This is a genomic window from Mycolicibacterium baixiangningiae, assembly GCF_016313185.1.
In the GTDB taxonomy this organism is placed as follows: domain Bacteria; phylum Actinomycetota; class Actinomycetes; order Mycobacteriales; family Mycobacteriaceae; genus Mycobacterium; species Mycobacterium baixiangningiae.
Map to the genome: position 1 here is coordinate 5,242,238 of NZ_CP066218.1, position 16,471 is coordinate 5,258,708.

11 protein-coding genes are annotated in these 16,471 nt (G+C 68.5%); 8 read left to right on the plus strand and 3 right to left on the minus strand.

Annotation, left to right across the window (positions count from 1 at the left end):
• Window positions 1-18: 18 nt before the first annotated feature.
• Window positions 19-678, plus strand: a complete 660-nt coding sequence (locus I7X18_RS24905) for a TetR/AcrR family transcriptional regulator (protein WP_193046653.1) — start codon at window positions 19-21, stop codon at window positions 676-678.
• A 3-nt stretch (window positions 679-681) separates the two neighbouring features.
• On the opposite strand, the gene I7X18_RS24910 is transcribed toward I7X18_RS24905, so the two are convergent.
• From I7X18_RS24910 to I7X18_RS24920, 3 genes are read right to left on the minus strand one after another with little or no spacing between them, the layout of a single operon-like run.
• Window positions 682-2,277, minus strand: coding sequence for an aldehyde dehydrogenase (NADP(+)) (locus I7X18_RS24910; protein ID WP_193046654.1), 1,596 nt, complete (start codon window positions 2,275-2,277; stop codon window positions 682-684).
• 38 nt (window positions 2,278-2,315) lie between these two features.
• Window positions 2,316-2,723: a hypothetical protein gene (locus tag I7X18_RS24915; RefSeq protein WP_193046655.1), complete on the minus strand. Its 408-nt coding sequence runs from the start codon at window positions 2,721-2,723 to the stop codon at window positions 2,316-2,318.
• A gap of 36 nt (window positions 2,724-2,759) precedes the next feature.
• Window positions 2,760-3,788: a TerC family protein gene (locus I7X18_RS24920; RefSeq protein WP_193046656.1), complete on the minus strand. Its 1,029-nt coding sequence runs from the start codon at window positions 3,786-3,788 to the stop codon at window positions 2,760-2,762.
• 274 nt (window positions 3,789-4,062) lie between these two features.
• On the opposite strand from I7X18_RS24920, the gene I7X18_RS24925 reads away from it, so the two are divergent.
• Genes I7X18_RS24925 through I7X18_RS24955 form a run of 7 tightly spaced genes read left to right on the plus strand, consistent with a single transcriptional unit; the run spans window position 4,063 to window position 16,455 of the window.
• Window positions 4,063-8,079, plus strand: a complete 4,017-nt coding sequence (locus I7X18_RS24925) for a Pls/PosA family non-ribosomal peptide synthetase (RefSeq protein ID WP_193046657.1) — start codon at window positions 4,063-4,065, stop codon at window positions 8,077-8,079.
• Window positions 8,076-9,404: a M1 family metallopeptidase gene (locus I7X18_RS24930; protein WP_193046658.1), complete on the plus strand. Its 1,329-nt coding sequence runs from the start codon at window positions 8,076-8,078 to the stop codon at window positions 9,402-9,404. The genes I7X18_RS24925 and I7X18_RS24930 overlap by 4 nt, the downstream gene beginning before the upstream one ends.
• A complete protein-coding gene (locus tag I7X18_RS24935; protein WP_193046659.1) occupies window positions 9,401-10,681 on the plus strand; it encodes a hypothetical protein in 1,281 nt (426 codons plus the stop codon). Before I7X18_RS24930 ends, I7X18_RS24935 begins: the two co-directional genes overlap by 4 nt.
• Window positions 10,678-11,667 carry a UDP-glucose 4-epimerase GalE gene (gene galE, locus I7X18_RS24940; RefSeq protein ID WP_193046660.1) on the plus strand — a complete coding sequence of 330 codons (990 nt, stop codon included), beginning with the start codon at window positions 10,678-10,680 and terminating at the stop codon, window positions 11,665-11,667. Before I7X18_RS24935 ends, galE begins: the two co-directional genes overlap by 4 nt.
• On the plus strand, window positions 11,613-13,418 hold the full coding sequence (locus tag I7X18_RS24945) for a hypothetical protein (RefSeq protein WP_226863726.1): 1,806 nt from the start codon (window positions 11,613-11,615) through the stop codon (window positions 13,416-13,418). Before galE ends, I7X18_RS24945 begins: the two co-directional genes overlap by 55 nt.
• 56 nt (window positions 13,419-13,474) lie before the next feature.
• On the plus strand, window positions 13,475-15,679 hold the full coding sequence (locus I7X18_RS24950) for a TPR repeat domain-containing protein (protein WP_193046661.1): 2,205 nt from the start codon (window positions 13,475-13,477) through the stop codon (window positions 15,677-15,679).
• On the plus strand, window positions 15,679-16,455 hold the full coding sequence (locus tag I7X18_RS24955; RefSeq protein ID WP_193046662.1) for a hypothetical protein: 777 nt from the start codon (window positions 15,679-15,681) through the stop codon (window positions 16,453-16,455). The genes I7X18_RS24950 and I7X18_RS24955 overlap by 1 nt, the downstream gene beginning before the upstream one ends.
• Window positions 16,456-16,471: the final 16 nt, after the last annotated feature.

Here is a 16,471-nt window from a genome sequence, read left to right on the forward strand (position 1 = left end):
TATGAGGCGTTGGCAACAGTGAGCGGTGTCCGGCAGCAACTGATCGAGGCCGGTGTGCGACTCATGGAGCGCGACGGCTTACCGTCGCTCAGCGCGCGGAGTCTGGCCACCGAAGCGGGCACCTCGACGATGGCGGTGTACACCCATTTCGGTGGGATGACCGGGGTCGTCGAGGCGATCGCCCGCGAGGCGTTCGACCGCTTCACCCGCGCGCTGACCGAGATCCCGCGAACCGACGATCCGGTCGCCGACTTCATCGTGATGGGGGTGCGTTACCGGGAGTTCGCACTCGCCCACCCCGAGCGGTACCAGATGATGTTCGGCACCTCGGCGAAGTCACTGAACCGACACCACACCGACGTCACGACGACCGGAAACACCAGCGACAGCGCCGAATTCGCGGTGTCGTTCGAAGCACTCCTCGATGTGGTGAGCCGGATGGTCGAGGCCGGGCGCATCCGCGACGACGGGGTGCCGGTGCTCGCGGGACGGCTGTGGAGTCTCACCCACGGTGCCGTCCTCCTCGAGATCGCCGGCTTCTTCGGCCACGAGGATCACGGCCTGACGCAGATACTCGCTCCGCTGGTCTTCGACACGCTCGTCGGTATGGGCGCCGAGCGGGAACAGATCGACCACTCGCTGGAGAAGGCGCTGCGAACCCTGTCCGGCGCCCCGTGACATTCAGTCTCTGGTGAGTTCGCCGTCGATGCGGCGCCACAGGCGGTCCGGATTGCCCTCGGCCACTGCGGTGGGAAGCAGTGACTCCGGTGCGTTCTGATAGCAGACCGGGCGCAGGAACCGTTCGATCGCCCGGGATCCGACCGACGTGGTGCGCGGGTCTGTGGTGGCGGGGAACGGCCCGCCGTGAACCATCGCGTGAGTGACCTCGACGCCGGTCGGCCAGCCGTTGAACAGGATTCGCCCGGCTTTGAGCTCCAGGATGGGCAGCAGATCGGCGGCCTGGCCGTAATCGGATTCGTCGGCGTGCAGAGTGGCCGTCAACTGTCCCTCGATGTGGGCGGCGACCGTCTTCATCTCCGTGAAGTCGGCACAGCGCACGATCAGGCTCGATGCGCCGAACACCTCCGCCTGCAGTGACGGCGATCCGAGCAGGCTGACCGCGTCAGTGCCGAACAGCGCCGCGCGGCACGACACCGCCGCGCCCCCGTCGGCCGATCCGCGGGCGATCACGTCGGCTTCACCGGCCAGCGCACCGACTCCCCTGCGGTAGTTCTCGGCGATCCCCAGGGTCAGCATCGCCGTCGCCGCCGATTCGGCCAGCGTCTCGGCGGCAGCGGCGACGAAGGCGTCGAGATCGGGTCCGGCCACACCGACGACGAGTCCCGGGTTCGTGCAGAACTGGCCCGAACCCATCGTGAGCGACCCAACGAAGGCCCGCCCGAGTTCGGCTCCGTGGCCGGCGAGCGCACCGCTGAGCAGGAACACCGGGTTGACCGAACTCATCTCCGCGTACACCGGTATCGGTTCGGGCCTGCGGGCAGCGGCGGCGGCCAGGGCCAGCCCGCCGGCCCGCGAGCCGGTGAACCCGACCGCCTTGATCCGCGGATCGGTGACCAGCGTGACGCCGAGTTCCTGGCCAACGTAGAGCAGCGAGAAGGTGCCGGCCGGCAGTCCGGCAGCGGCAACGGCGTCGGTGATCACCCGGCCGACGAGCTCGGAGGTGCCGGGGTGGGCGTCGTGCGCCTTGACGACGACGGGACACCCCGCCGCCAGCGCGGACGCGGTATCCCCACCGGCCACCGAGAAGGCCAGCGGGAAATTGCTCGCCCCGAACACGGCGACCGGCCCCAACGGGACGGCGCGCTGGCGCAGGTCCGGGCGCGGCAACGGCGTGCGGTCGGGTTGGGCGGGGTCGATGCGCACGCCGTTCCAGCTGCCTTCCCGCAGCACGGCGGCGAACAACCGAAGCTGCCCGGTGGTACGTGCGGCCTCACCGGTGAGCCGGGCCTCGGGCAGCCCGGATTCCGCGTGCGCGCGGCGGACCAGATCGTCGGTGATCGCGGCCAGGCCGTCAGCGATCGCCTCCAGGAACCGGGCCCGCCGATCGGAGGTGGTGGCGCGATACGGCCCGAACGCTTCGGCGGCCGCGGCGCACGCCGCGTCCACGTGCGAGGCGTCCCCGCGGTGGTATTCGGGTGCCAATTCTCCGCCGGTGTTCGGGTCGACGCCGCGGATCGCCCTTCCCGAACCACGCACGGATACACCGGCGATGAGCATGTGCCCGATGAGTTCGGTGTTCGACGACGCCGCTGTCATACGTGCACGCTAAGCCGCCCGATCAGCGGCTGTCCAAATCAGCTGGCCCGCTGCCCCCGCAGCGCCAACCGTGCCAGCACGTCGCGACCCAGCGCCCGTAGATCCTGGCGCGGACCGGCGGCGAGCAGCGTGACGCCGTCGGCGACGTCGGCCGCTTCGATGTCGGCGATCAGGCCGGCGAGCCCGTCGAGCGTGCCGGTGTACCGCACCGTCTGGTCATCCTCGGCGCCCGGCTGAAGAGCCGAGCGCGCCGACCGGAAATCGGCGCCCACCGCGACCGTCACGTCCAGGATCACCGCGACATCGTCATTACCCGCCCGGATCCGGGCGCGGGCCCGCCGGGCCTGCTGCAGGTCGGGCGCTGACACCCGGACCGCAACCCGGTCGCCGTCGGTCAACTCGTCCCACACACCACGGTCCGCCACGAATAGCCGCACCGCAGTCACGCTAGGCGGTCACCGGCGTCCTGTCGAAAGTTGCGATCAGTGGGAGTCGAAGGACTTCGTGTCGTCGTCCTCGATCTTCTTCTGGGCGTCCTTGACCTCGTCGGCGCCCTTGCCCCGCGTCTTCATCAGGCTCAGCACCGTGGTGATGATGAGCGTGACGACGATGACGCCCAGGCTGAGCAGCGTGGGGATCTCCGGCACCGCCACATGCTCACCACCGTTGATGAACGGCAGCTCGTTCTCGTGCAACGCGTGCAGGAACAGCTTCACGCCGATGAACAGCAGGATGAACGCCAGCCCCTGCGACAGGTACACCAGCCGTTTGAGCAGCCCGCCGAGCAGGAAGAACAGCTGCCGCAGACCCATCAGGGCGAACACGTTGGCGGTGAACACCAGATACGGTTCCTGCGTCAGACCGAAGATCGCCGGGATCGAGTCCAGCGCGAAGATCAGGTCGGTGGTCCCCAGCGCCACGATCACCAGGAACATCGGGGTCATCAACCGCTTGCCGTCTTGCTTGATCCACAGCTTCAGGCCGTCCCACTTGTCGGTGAGCGTCAGGTGGTTGCGCGCGAACTTGACCACCGCGTTCTCGCCGTCGTCCTCGTGGTCGGAGTCACGGGCCAGGTTCCACGCGGTGTACACCAGGAACAGGCCGAAGATGTAGAAGACCCAGGAGAACTCGTTGATGGCCACCGCACCCAGCGCGATGAAGATGCCACGGAAGACCAGCGCCAGGATGATGCCCACCATCAGCGCTTCCTGCTGATACTTCCTGGGCACGTTGAAGCTGGCCATGATGATGATGAAGATGAACAGGTTGTCGACCGACAGGCTGTACTCCGTCAGCCAGCCCGCGAAGAACTCGATGCCATAGTCCCCGCCGTGGTACAGCCACACCCACACGCCGAACGCGATGGCCAGCGATACGTAGACCGACAGCGCGATCGAGCATTCCTTGATCGAAGGCTCGTGCGGGCGCCGGGCGATGGCCACCACGTCGAACAGCAGCACCGCCACCGTGACTGCGATGGTGATGCCCCACTCCAGGGCGGAAACGTTCACTCGATATACCTCCGGTCGTCGAACACGCCGGAGGTCTCTTCCGCCGACGTACGCGTCGGCCCGCAGCACCGGCCGACCAATGATGGACGACGTAGTGACGACACCGCGGCGAAGGAATACTCCCCTCCGGATGCGATTGTGCCCGGCGCGTGCCGACCGAGCCAATCGGGGTCCGATAAAACTTTCCCGGTCGGGGATACCCGCCTTGATGCAATTGTCACCACCCGCCGCCCGCGCCGTGCGGTCCGCCCGGCGGGCTGCTTAGTAGTTTGAAGTGGTGACAGCAGCGGTCCCGGGCGCCCACCTACTCCATCAGTACCTGCAGTCGAATTTCGCTGCCGCGCCGCGCACCCTCGTCGACATCCTCTACGACACGGCGGCCCGGTTCCCCGATGCGCCCGCCATCGACGACGGCGCGGTCCAGCTGACCTACGCCGAGTTGATAGCCGACATCGAGGACAGTGTGGAGTGGCTGGCCGCCCGCGGTATCGGGCGGGGGGACCGCATCGGTATCCGGATGCCGTCGGGCACGTACGCCCTGTATGTGGCGATCCTGGCCACCCTGGCCGCCGGCGCCGCCTACGTCCCGGTCGACGCCGACGATCCCGACGAGCGCGCGCACATGGTGTTCACCGAGGCAGGCGTCGTCGGCATCATCACCGAGCGGGGTCTGGCGCGCGGCCCCGGATCGTCTCGCGGGTGGCGTGCGGTGGCCCCGCTGAGCCGTGACGACGCGTGGATCATCTTCACCTCCGGATCAACCGGGGTGCCCAAGGGCGTAGCGGTCACCCATCGCAGCGCCGCCGCGTTCGTCGACGCCGAAGCGAAGATGTTCCTCACCGACAACCCGCTGGGCCCCGGCGACCGGGTGCTGGCGGGGTTGTCGGTGGCGTTCGACGCCTCGTGCGAGGAGATGTGGCTGGCCTGGCGGCACGGCGCCTGCCTGGTGCCCGCGCCGCGGTCGCTGGTGCGCAGCGGGATGGACCTGGGCCCCTGGCTGGTGTCGCGGGATATCACGGTCGTCTCGACGGTGCCCACGCTTGCGGCGCTGTGGCCGGCCGAGGCCCTCGAAGCGGTCCGGCTGCTGATCTTCGGCGGCGAGGCATGCCCGCCGGAGCTGGCCGAACGTCTGGCCGCCGGCGAGGACGGCGCCGGTCGCGAGGTGTGGAACACCTACGGCCCCACCGAGGCGACGGTGGTGGCGTGCGCGGCCCGGCTGGACGGGTCCGGCGGGCAGGAGCGCCGGGGGTACCGCCCAGCCGAAGGCGAGGGGGCCGACCCGGGGAGTGGACCGAGCCCGGTGAGCATCGGTCTGCCGCTGCCCGGTTGGGACCTGGCGGTAGTCGACAAGGACGGCCTGCCGGTCGCCACCGGCGAGGTCGGAGAGCTGGTCATCGGCGGGGTCGGGCTCGCCCGCTACCTCGATCCGGACAAGGACGCCGAGAAATACGCCCCGATGCCGACGCTGGGCTGGGACCGCGCGTACCGCAGCGGCGATCTGGTGCGGCTGGAGCCCGAGGGTCTGTACTTCATGGGACGGGCCGACGATCAGGTGAAGGTCGGGGGCCGGCGCATCGAACTCGGCGAGGTGGACTCGGCGCTGATGCACCTGCCCGGTGTCAGCGGCGGCGCGGCGGCGGTGCGCCGCACCCCCAGCGGCACTCCGCTGTTGGTCGGGTACGTGGCGAGCGCGGATCCGGCGTTCGATCTGGTCGCGGCCCGCGCCGCGCTCGCCGAGGCGCTGCCCGCGGCCCTGGTGCCGCGGCTCGTGCTGGTCGACGAACTGCCCACCCGCACCTCGGGCAAGGTCGACCGTGACGCGCTGCCCTGGCCGGTCGGCGACGCCGACGACGATGACGCGTCGGCATTGGGCGGCACGATGGGCTGGCTGGCGGGGTTGTGGCGCGAGGTGCTGGCCGCCCCGGTCGACGGTCCCGAGGCGGACTTCTTCGCGTGCGGCGGCGGTTCCCTCTCGGCGGCGCAACTGGTGGCCGCGCTGCGTCAGCGCTACCCGATGGTGACGGTGGCCGATCTCTACGACCACCCACGGCTGGGATCGCTGGCCGGATACCTCGACGAACTCGACCCGCCACCGCGGGTGGTCATCCGTGACGTCGCGCCGACGCCACGGCTCACGCAGGCGGTGCAGGTGGCGCTGTCGCTGCCACTGGCCACGCTGACTGCGCTGCAGTGGGTGGTCTGGCTGGCGCTGCTCAACAATGTTGCCGCCGAACTCGCGCTGGTGTCGTGGGTGGTCCCGCTGAACTGGTGGGTGGTGCTGGCCGGCTTCGTCCTGTTCGTCTCCCCCATCGGCCGCATGGGCATCGCCGTGCTGTTCGCGCGCATGCTGCTCGGCAACCTGCAGCCCGGCACCTATCGCCGCGGCGGACCCGTCCATCTGCGGGTGTGGCTGGCCGAACGGCTCGCCGCGGCCAGCGGCGCCGAGAACCTCGCGGGCGCGCCGTGGATGGTGTATTACGCTCGCGCGCTGGGCAATTCGGTCGGCAAGGGGGTCGACCTGCACTCCGCTCCCCCGGTGACCGGCATGCTCAAGATCGGCCACCGCTGTTCGGTCGAACCCGAGGTCGACCTGTCCGGGCACTGGGTCGACGGCGACCAGTTCCACGTCGGGCACATCACCATCGGCAACGACGCGACCATCGGCGCGCGGACCACCCTGCTCCCCGGCGCGGTGGTGGGTAAGAACGCCGACGTCGCCGCCGGCTCGGCGGTCGTGGGGAAGGTCAAGAACGGTCAGTACTGGACGGGTTCACCCGCGGTGAAGTCCGGCAAGGCCCGGCACCCGTGGCCGGGTCAGCGCCCGCCCCGCGCCCCGGTGTGGGTTGCGGTCTACGGGCTGACGTCGTTACTGCTCGCGGCGTTGCCCCTGGCGGCCCTCGCGGCCGGGCTGGCGGTCATCGGCTGGGGAGTGCGCGACACCACGTCGGTGCTCGACGCGGTCCTGCCCGCGCTGCTGTGGTCGCCGGTCGCCACGGCGGCGGCGTTGATCACCTATGCGGTGCTGACCGTTGCGGGGGTGCGGGTGCTGTCGCTCGGACTGCGCGAGGGGTATCACCCGGTGCGCAGCCGGATCGGCTGGCAGGTGTGGGCCACCGAACGGCTCCTCGACGCCGCCCGCACGTATCTGTTCCCGCTGTACGCGAGCCTGCTGACCCCGTCGTGGCTGCGGGCGCTGGGTGCGCGGGTGGGCAGCGGCACCGAGATCTCGACGGCGCTGTTCACCCCGAAGTTCACCGTCATCGAGGACGGCGCGTTCCTCGCCGACGACACCATGGTGGCGTCGTACGAACTCGGCGGCGGCTGGATCCACGTCGCCAAGGCCACCATCGGCAAGCGAGCGTTCCTCGGCAACTCGGGTATCACGCAGCCCGGCCGCAAGGTGCCCGACGACGGTCTGGTGGCCGTGCTGTCGGCGACTCCGCGCAAGGCGAAGGCCGGATCGTCGTGGCTGGGCAGCCCTCCGGTCCGGTTGCGCCGCCAGCCCACCGCGGCCGACGCGCTGCGCACCTTTGCGCCCTCGCCGCGGCTGAAGGCGATGCGCGGCGCGGTCGAGACCTGTCGGCTGATCCCGGTGGTCGTGACGTTCGCGATCGGTGTCGGTGTGCTGCTGTCGCTGCAGGCGTTGGTGATACACCTCGGCTACCTGTGGGCGGCGCTGCTCGGCGGGGTGGTCCTGCTGGCCGCGGGTGCGGTGGCCGGCGCCATCGCCGTCATCGCGAAACGGGTGGTGATCGGGCGGATCGAGGCGATCGAACATCCGCTGTGGTCGTCGTTCGTGTGGCGCAACGAGGTGTCCGACACGTTCGTCGAGACCGTCGCAGGCCCGTGGTTCGCCCGCGCCGCCAGCGGCACACCGGTGATGAACCTCTGGCTGCGCGGCCTCGGCGCCAAGATCGGCCGCGGCGTCTGGTGCGAGACGTATTGGCTGCCGGAGGCGGATCTGGTCACCCTGGGCGACGGCGCCACCGTCAACCGCGGGTGCGTGGTGCAGACCCACCTGTTCCACGACCGCATCATGCGCATGGACACCGTCGTGCTCGACGACGGCGCGACGCTGGGCCCGCACTGCGTGGCGTTGCCCGCCGCCCGAATCGGCGCCGGCGCGACGGTGGGACCGGGTTCGCTGGTGATGCGGGGTGACGAGGTGCCGGCGTCCACCCGCTGGCAGGGCAATCCCATCGCGCCGTGGGATGTGTTGCGCAAGAAGAGGGGTGAGGCCGCGGCGAAGAAGAAGCGGTCCGACCGCAGCCCGGAGGACTCCGCTGCGTGACGCGTTCGAAGAAGACGAAGACCGCCGCCGCGATCATCGACCCCTACCTGCCTGAGACCGGCAATTTCGGTTACCGGGTGTCGCGCTACGAGCTCGACCTGGAGTACAAGGTCGCGATCAACCGGCTCTCGGGCGCGGCGTCCATCACGGCCGTCACGCTGGCCGCGTTGCGCGCCTTCACCCTGGATCTCGCCGGCAACCTGCGGGTGACCAAGGTGTCGGTCAACGGCCGACGGCCGGCGCGGTTCTCCTGTTCGCACAACAAACTTCGCATCGAACTGTCCACGGCGCTGCCCGCCGGTGCGGCACTCGTGGTGGAGGTGCGGTACAGCGGCACTCCCGAGCCCATCGAAACCCTCTGGGGTGACGTCGGTTTCGAAGAACTGACGAACGGCGCGCTGGTCGCCGGACAACCCAACGGGGCGGCATCGTGGTTTCCGTGTGACGACCACCCCGGGTCGAAGGCCAGCTACCGCATCCAGATCAGCACCGACAGCCCGTACTGTGCGATCGCCAACGGAGAGTTGGTGTCCCGCCGCGTGCGGGCGGGACACACCGTGTGGACCTACGAGCAGGCCGAGCCGACGTCGACGTACCTGATCACCCTGCAGATCGGCATGTACGACATGCACCGGCTGACGAAGGCGCCGGTGCTCATGCAGGCCGCGCTGCCCGCACGGCTGCGCCGCAACTTCGAGCACGACTTCGGCCGTCAGCCGCAGATGATGAAGCTGTTCGTCACCCTGTTCGGGCCCTATCCCCTCTCGAGTGGCTACACCGTGGTGGTGACCGACGACGACCTCGAGATCCCGCTGGAGGCGCAGGGCATTTCGATCTTCGGCGCCAACCACTGCAGCGGCACCCGCAGGTCGGAACGGTTGATCGCCCACGAACTGGCCCACCAGTGGTTCGGCAATTCGGTCACGGTGCGCCGCTGGCGCGACATCTGGCTGCACGAGGGCTTCGCCTGCTACGCGGAATGGCTGTGGTCGGAGCACTCCGGTGGCCACAGCGCCGACCACTGGGCCCGCCACTACCACCGCAGGCTGGCCGATCTGCCGCAGGATCTCCTGCTGGCAGATCCGGGTCCGCGGGACATGTTCGACGACCGGGTCTACAAGCGGGGCGCCCTGACCCTGCACGTCCTGCGCAGGCAGATCGGGGACGAGAAGTTCTACGCCCTACTGCGGGACTGGACGGCGCGGCACCGCCACAGCACCGCGTTCACCGACGACTTCACCGGGCTGGCGGCCAATTACGCCGACGAGTCGCTGCGCCCACTGTGGGATGCGTGGCTCTACGCCGAGGACCTGCCGAAGCTGTGACCGACGCGGCGCCGTCGACCGGCCCGGTCACGCGGAGCAGCGTGGCGCGGGTGGGTGTCGCGACGGCGGTGACCGCGATGTGTGGATACGCGGTGCTGTACCTGGCCGCGCGTGATCTGGAACCCGCGGGCTTCTCGGTGTTCGGGGTGTTCTGGGGGGCCTTCGGTCTGGCCAGCGGGGCGGCGTTCGGCCTGTTGCAGGAGGCGACGCGGGAAGTGCGCGACGCCCGCGCAGACCATCCGGCCGACGGTCCGCACACCCGCCCCATGCGGGTCGCCGCGGTGGTCGCCGTCGTCGCGGCCGTGCTGATCGTCGTGACCTCGCCGCTGTGGGCGGGGCACGTTTTCGTTGAGGCGCAATGGCTTTCGGTGGTGCTGCTGAGCGCCGGGCTGGCCGGTTTCTGCCTGCACGCCACGCTGCTCGGCATGCTGGCCGGCGTCGACCTCTGGACCCAGTACGGGGCGCTGATGGTGACCGACGCGGTGATCCGCGTACTGGTGGCCGCGGCGACGTTCGCGGCCGGATGGGGTCTCGGCGGATTCCTGTGGGCGACGGTCGGCGGTGCCGTCGCGTGGCTGATCCTGCTGGCCTGCTCCCCCGCCACGCGCATGGCCGCGCGGCTGCGCACCCCGGGCAGCACGGCGACGTTCCTGCGCGGCGCCGCGCACTCGATCGCCGCCGCAGGCGCCAGCGCGGTCCTGGTCATGGGCTTTCCCGTCCTGCTGCAGGCGACGTCGGACGATCTGGGAGCCACCGGCGGCGTGGTGATCCTCGCCGTGACGCTGACCCGGGCGCCGCTGTTGGTCCCGTTGACCGCGATGCAGGGAAACCTGATCGCCCACTTCGTCGACCAGCGCACCGCCCGCCTGCGTGCGCTGATCGCCCCGTCGGCGCTGGTGGTCGGACTGGGAGCGGTCGGTGTCGTCGCCGCGGGGCTGTTGGGGCCGTGGCTGCTGCGCGCCGGGTTCGGCGAGCAGTACCGGGCCGACGGCGCGCTGCTGGCGTGGCTCACCACGGCCGCCGTGGCGATCGCACTGTTGACGTTGACCGGCGCGGCGACCGTCGCCGCCGCCATGCACCGCACGTACGCGGTGGGATGGGTGAGCGCGACCGTGGCAGCCGTGCTGTTGCTGCTGCTCCCGCTGGACCTGGAGACCAGGACCGTGATTGCGTTGCTCTGCGGTCCGGTGGTCGGTATCGCCGTGCACCTCGCCGGACTTGCGGGCTCGTACGACCGGGCGCATATCCTGCGTTCTCGACGAAGGAGGACACCATGACGTGGCTGGTCACCGGCGGCGCGGGGTACATCGGCTCGCACGTCGTCCGGGCGTTGGCCGAGGCCGGCCTACCGGTCGTCGTGATCGACGACCTGTCGACGGGACTGGCGCAGTTCGTGCCCGACTCCGTGCCGCTCGTCCGCGGCACCCTGCTCGACGGACCGCTCGTCGAGCAGACACTGCGTGACCATGCGGTCACCGGGGTCATCCACGTCGCGGGCTTCAAGTACGCCGGGGTCTCGGTGCAGCGCCCGCTGCACACCTACGAGCAGAACGTGTCCGCGATGGTGACGCTGCTCGAAGCGATGCAGACCGTCGGCGTCGACAGAGTCGTGTTCTCGTCGAGCGCGGCGACGTACGGCACCCCGGACACCGATCAGGTCGACGAGACCACCCCCACGCGCCCGGAGTCCCCGTACGGCGAAACCAAGCTGATCGGTGAGTGGCTGTTGCGGGATCTGGGGCGCTCAGCGGGCCTCCGGCACACCAGCCTGCGGTATTTCAATGTCGTCGGGTCGGGTTCCACGACGTTGTTCGACGTCAGCCCGCACAACCTGTTCCCGCTGGTGTTCGACATGCTCTACCGCGGGGAGACACCGCGCATCAACGGTGACGACTACCCGACGGCGGACGGCACCTGTGTGCGTGACTACGTCGACGTCGGCGATGTCGCGCTGGCACACGTCGCCGCGGCCCGTCGGCTCGACAGCGGCGAACCGGTGGAATCGGTGTACAACCTCGGCAGCGGTGCCGGCACCTCGGTGCGCGAGATCATGACCGCCATCCGTGAGGTCACCGGCGTCGACTTCGAACCGCAGATCATGCCGCGGCGTCCGGGTGATCCGGCGCGGATCGTGGCCAACGGCGACCTCGCGGCGCGCGACCTCGACTGGAAGATGCGTCACTCGCTGAAGGACATGGTGGCCTCGGCATGGGCGGCGCGCCAGGCGGCGGGCGCCGGATATCCGGGAGCAGGGCAGTCCTGAATCGGGTCGCCCGCGCCGCCACTGCGCTCATCGCGGTGCAGTTGGTCGTGCGCGCAGTGCTGGCGTTCGGCGGGTACTTCTACTGGGACGACCTGATCCTGATCGGCCGGGCCGGCACGCAGGGACTGTTGTCGCCGTCCTTCCTGTTCGACGACCACGACGGGCACGTGATGCCGGCGGCGTTCCTGCTATCGGGGGCGATCACCCGGGTGGCGCCGTGGTCCTGGGTGCTGCCTGCGGTGAGCCTGGTGGTGTTGCAGCTGTTGGCGTCGCTGGCGCTGCTGCGCGCCCTGCACGTCATCCTGGGCTGGCGCCCGGTTCTGTTGGTGCCGTTGACCTTTGCGTTGTTCACCCCGCTGGCGGTGCCCGGCTTCGCGTGGTGGGCCGCGGCGCTGAACTCGCTGCCGATGCTGGCGGCGCTGGCGTGGGTGTGCGCGGACGCAGTGCTGTTGGTGCGCACCGGCCGGCAGCGCTACGCGGTGACGGCGGTGGCGGTGTATGTCGGCGGGCTGTTGTTCTTCGAGAAGGCGGCGGTGATCCCGTTCGTCGCGTTCGCCGTCGTAGCGCTGCTGGCGTACGTGACGGGCGACCGGGCCGCGGTGGTGACGGTGTGGCGGCGCGGCGTTCGGCTCTGGGTCAGCGCGCTGGCGGTGACGGCGGCGTGGGTCGGGGTGTATCTGCTCGTCGTCGACCAGCAGCGGTGGAGCTTCGATCTGGCGATGACGTGGGATCTGCTGGCGCGGTCGATCACCCACGGCATCGTGCCGGGACTGGTTGGCGGACCGTGGGATTGGCAGCGGTGGGCGCCGGCGTCGCCGTGGGCGACCCCGCCGGTGGCGGTGATGGTGCTGGGCTGGGCGGCGTTGGCCGCCGTCGTCGCGGTGTCCTTTGCACGCAAGCGGCGGATCGGGCCGGTGTGGGCGGTGGCGGTCGGGTACGCGGTGGCGTGCCAGGTGCCGATCTATCTCATGCGGTCGTCGCGGTTCACCGCCCTCGAGTTGGCGCAGACCCTGCGATACCTGCCGGATCTGGTGGTCGTGCTGGCGCTGCTGATGGCGGTCGGGTTCTGCGCGCCGAACCGGGAGGGTGTGCGGTGGCTGGATGCGTCGGGGCGCCGGACCGCGGTGGTCGTTGCGCTGATGGGCGCCTTCGTGGCGAGCAGCCTGTACTCGACGGTGACGTTCCACCGGATCTGGCGCGACAGTCCGGTGCCGGCCTATGTGGCGAATGCGCGGGCCGGACTGGCCGGGGTGGACGCGCCGATGCTCGACCAGGAGGTCGATCCGCTGATCCTGCAGAGGGTGGCGGCGCCGGAGAACCTGGCGAGCCACATGTTCGCGTTGGTCGAGGACCGCCCGGAGTTCGCGGCGAGTACGACGGACCTGCGGGTGCTGGACCCGTCGGGCCATGTGGTCGACGCATTGGTGACGTGGGTGCGCGCGATACGGCCGGGCCCCGAGCCGAACTGCGGGTATCTGGTGCAGCCGGACTTCCCGGTGCGGATGCCGCTGGATGGGCCGCTGCTGCCGGCGGACTGGACGGCGGAGATCAACTACCTGGCGAACAGCGACGGATCGCTGATGATGGCGCTGTCGGAGGGCCCGGAGGTGAAAGTTCCGGTGCGTCCCGGCCTGAATCGGGTGTTCGTACGGTTGCCAGGCGCCGGTGACGCAATCAATGTCAGCGCGAGCACCGCGGCGTTGTCGGTGTGCATATCGCCCGGTCCGGTTGGATTCGTGGCACCGAGGTAGTCCGGGGTACGGGATACTGGGCAAATGATGTTGCGACGCGGTGGGGTGCCGTGCCGGTGAGCGCTCTCGACGGTTTCTACACGACCTGGGACAACGCGAGAGAGACGTTCGGTCAGGGCACCCCGCAAAGCGGTACCGACTTCGACAAGAGCCCGCAGCTCACCAACCTCGGGTCGGGCGTCACCGCGGCGGCGCCGGGATCGACGTGGTCGGGGGCCGCGGCGGCGAACTACGACAAGGCGAACACCGATCATCAGAAGGTGTTCACACAGCTGGCCGAGTTGGACCGCAAGATCGCCCAGCAGGTGGACCAGTCGGCGCAGGTGGTGGCGACCGGACGGCAGAACCTCGACCAGGTGCGGCAGTGGGTGACCGACACGGCCAACAGCGTGCCGCCGGGCAAGCAGCGCGACATGTTCCTCATGCAGATCGCCAACAAGGGACTCGGGCAGCTCACCGAGGTGGTGCAGAAGACCAACGCCGAGTCGAACACGGTCGCGCAGGACCTCAAGAAGTTGGCGCCTGAGTTCGACGCGCTGGCCCGCGACCAGAAGTTCGGGAACGGCGAGAAGGACGAGAAGAAGGACGACCCAGAGATCCAGCTCGTCTCCAACGAGGAGGTGATGGGGCCGACCCCGACAGAGCGGCAAGCCGAGCAGGATGTTCAGGCGGCGCTCGCGGGCGACCAGAATGCTGCTGCCCGGGTCGAAGAAGTCATCGGCAAGATCCAGCCTGGGCAAGAACTGTCACCTGAGCAAGGTTCCTACTTGAGTCAGATGCAGGCCCAGCAGAACGGCATGACAGTCGAGGAACTCAAATCGGCGGAAGAACGGTTAGGCGACAACAGGGACATCATCGGTGACTCGTGGCAGCTGATGAGCAACGACGATGTCAGATTCCCGAAGACCGAGACCACCCCGGAGGCCGTCGACGATCCGAACCAGATGGTGACGGGCGGGTTTGACCAGCTTCCGCAGAGCGTCCAGGACACACTCAACGGCGCAGGCGACTTGAAGCAGGTTGACGACACGAATGTCCTCAAGAATTACGGCGAGCTGCAGACCATTTCGGACATCGTCAAGAACGGTAACGACCATCTTCAGACCGGCACCGAGATCGACCGCGGTCTGATGAGGGCGGCCGACGCCGTCATGGACAGCGACGTTCCCGCGGCACACGCGTCCGTGGCGACGCAGGGCCTCTTCGAAGCCGTTGCGCCGGACCATCAGATCATCCACGACCATGTGCTCGGAACTCACGGGAGCGATGGACAAGATTTCCTGCGTGACGTGAACCACATGCCCTGGAATGACAATGGCAAGGCAGCCGGGGCGCTGTTCAGCTGGACGCACGACAATCACCTCGAACCAGACATCGCTTCCGCCACGGCCGCGGTGTATGCCGAATACCTCGGGGCACACAAGAGCGACCTGATGGATATCGGCGGTCAGACGTTAGGCGACTACAACCCCGACCTCGTCAAGGCATACGCCCACGGCCTCTCCCCCTATGTCGACGACATTGCCAGCGTTGGCGGCGACGACGGCGACGGATTCGCCGACATCGACGGAAGCAATTCTGAGCGACCAATCGGTAAGGGCATCTTTTCGATTCTGAGCACACAGGAAGATGCCTACATTGAATTCAACAGCGCTGCCGATGCGCTTGCAGTTGACCGCTCCCTCGACTGGGCCACCGACGTCAAGAACAACGTGCCGGTGTCCGAGGATGACTCCAGGATGGCTGACGCCGCGGTGCTGAAGGGCATGGTTTCGGCTGGCGCGGCAGATGCCGCACATGAAATGCAGCAGAACGCGGCTGAGGCTCAACAGTGGCGAGAAACCGCGTATAAGACCGGAATTGCCGCTTTGAGCGGAGTGAGCGGACCGGTGGGTGGACCTATAGTCGCGACCTTCGGCGAAGCGATGGAGAACTCATTCGTTGGGCCGGCGCCGGATACATCGACTCCGGTTGTTCCGGACATGAAGCCTGATGAAGCATCGCGCTTTGCCGCCAACGCTTTGTTGGCGACGGGGGCGATCCGGCCGGAAGACGTTGCCGGTGATTACCTGCTAGACGGAAACTTGGCATCCCGCGAAGAACTCGAAGCTCGGGGATTGGATGTGCCGACAGACACCGACTACAGCGATGACCTGAATGACTACATCAAGCAGGCTCTTGGCGGCTCTGACGCGAATCCGTCCAACGACTTCATGTACTGGTACAACATGATCGTCAAGATTCCCGGTGGTGGAGGCTAATGTTGGCGGTTCAGCGCATCATCGCCTTTCTGTTGCTCGTGTTCTTGGTGTCGGCGTGCACGGAGAACCGCGATATCGCGCGCTGGCAGGGTCCCATTGCGGACCTGAGGTACCTGTGGACGGCAGAGCCAGGAATCGACGTGCTGACGGGCCCCGCCGTGCCGGTTCGCGCTTTCGTCGAATCGTTCATGCTCAGCCAATACGCAGGCGACATGGCTTATGCCTACCCAGGATTCGACCAAGCGGCGCCCGATAGCGGGTCCGAGCTGTGGGTCACCCGACCCGCTCTGGACGTTCCGCGCGAGGAGCATTCGGTAGGCAACATCACTCACCACATTCTCTCCATGAACCGCACCAATGAGGACTTCGCTGCGGTGATCTGCAGGTACAGCTACCGCGTCGCTTCGAAAACGGAGGACGGCTCGTATCGGAGCGTGGCGCGCACCGGATCGAAGGACACGCGCGGGATCGACGTAGTGCGTGTTGGCTTAACAGGTCCTTCGGGACCGACGCCACCCCAATCCGGCCCGCGGCCCGATCCCGTCGGCGACGTTTTCGGTGACTGGCGCGTCCGCGGAATGCTCACTTACTGGAGGGTGAACGACCCGGGGTTCGCACAAGCATGGCCGACATACGAGGCCGACAGGCAGACATGCGTCGACAAAGCGCCGGATCCGCCGGCGGTTCGAGCAGAAATCATCGACGGCACCCACCCTCGTGACTTCTTTCCGACAGCACCCGCCAGTCCGGGTTGGCCCGCGCGTGCGGACGAGTAACGAAGCGGAGCGGTCA

What these genes read in the sequence shown, in the direction of transcription:
- I7X18_RS24910 (WP_193046654.1), bottom strand. Translation starts at nt 2,277, where the DNA reads ATGACAGCGGCGTCGTCGAACACCGAACTCATCGGGCACATGCTCATC.
- galE (WP_193046660.1), top strand. Translation starts at nt 10,678, where the DNA reads ATGACGTGGCTGGTCACCGGCGGCGCGGGGTACATCGGCTCGCACGTC.
- I7X18_RS24945 (WP_226863726.1), top strand. Translation starts at nt 11,613, where the DNA reads ATGGGCGGCGCGCCAGGCGGCGGGCGCCGGATATCCGGGAGCAGGGCA.
- I7X18_RS24955 (WP_193046662.1), top strand. Translation starts at nt 15,679, where the DNA reads ATGTTGGCGGTTCAGCGCATCATCGCCTTTCTGTTGCTCGTGTTCTTG.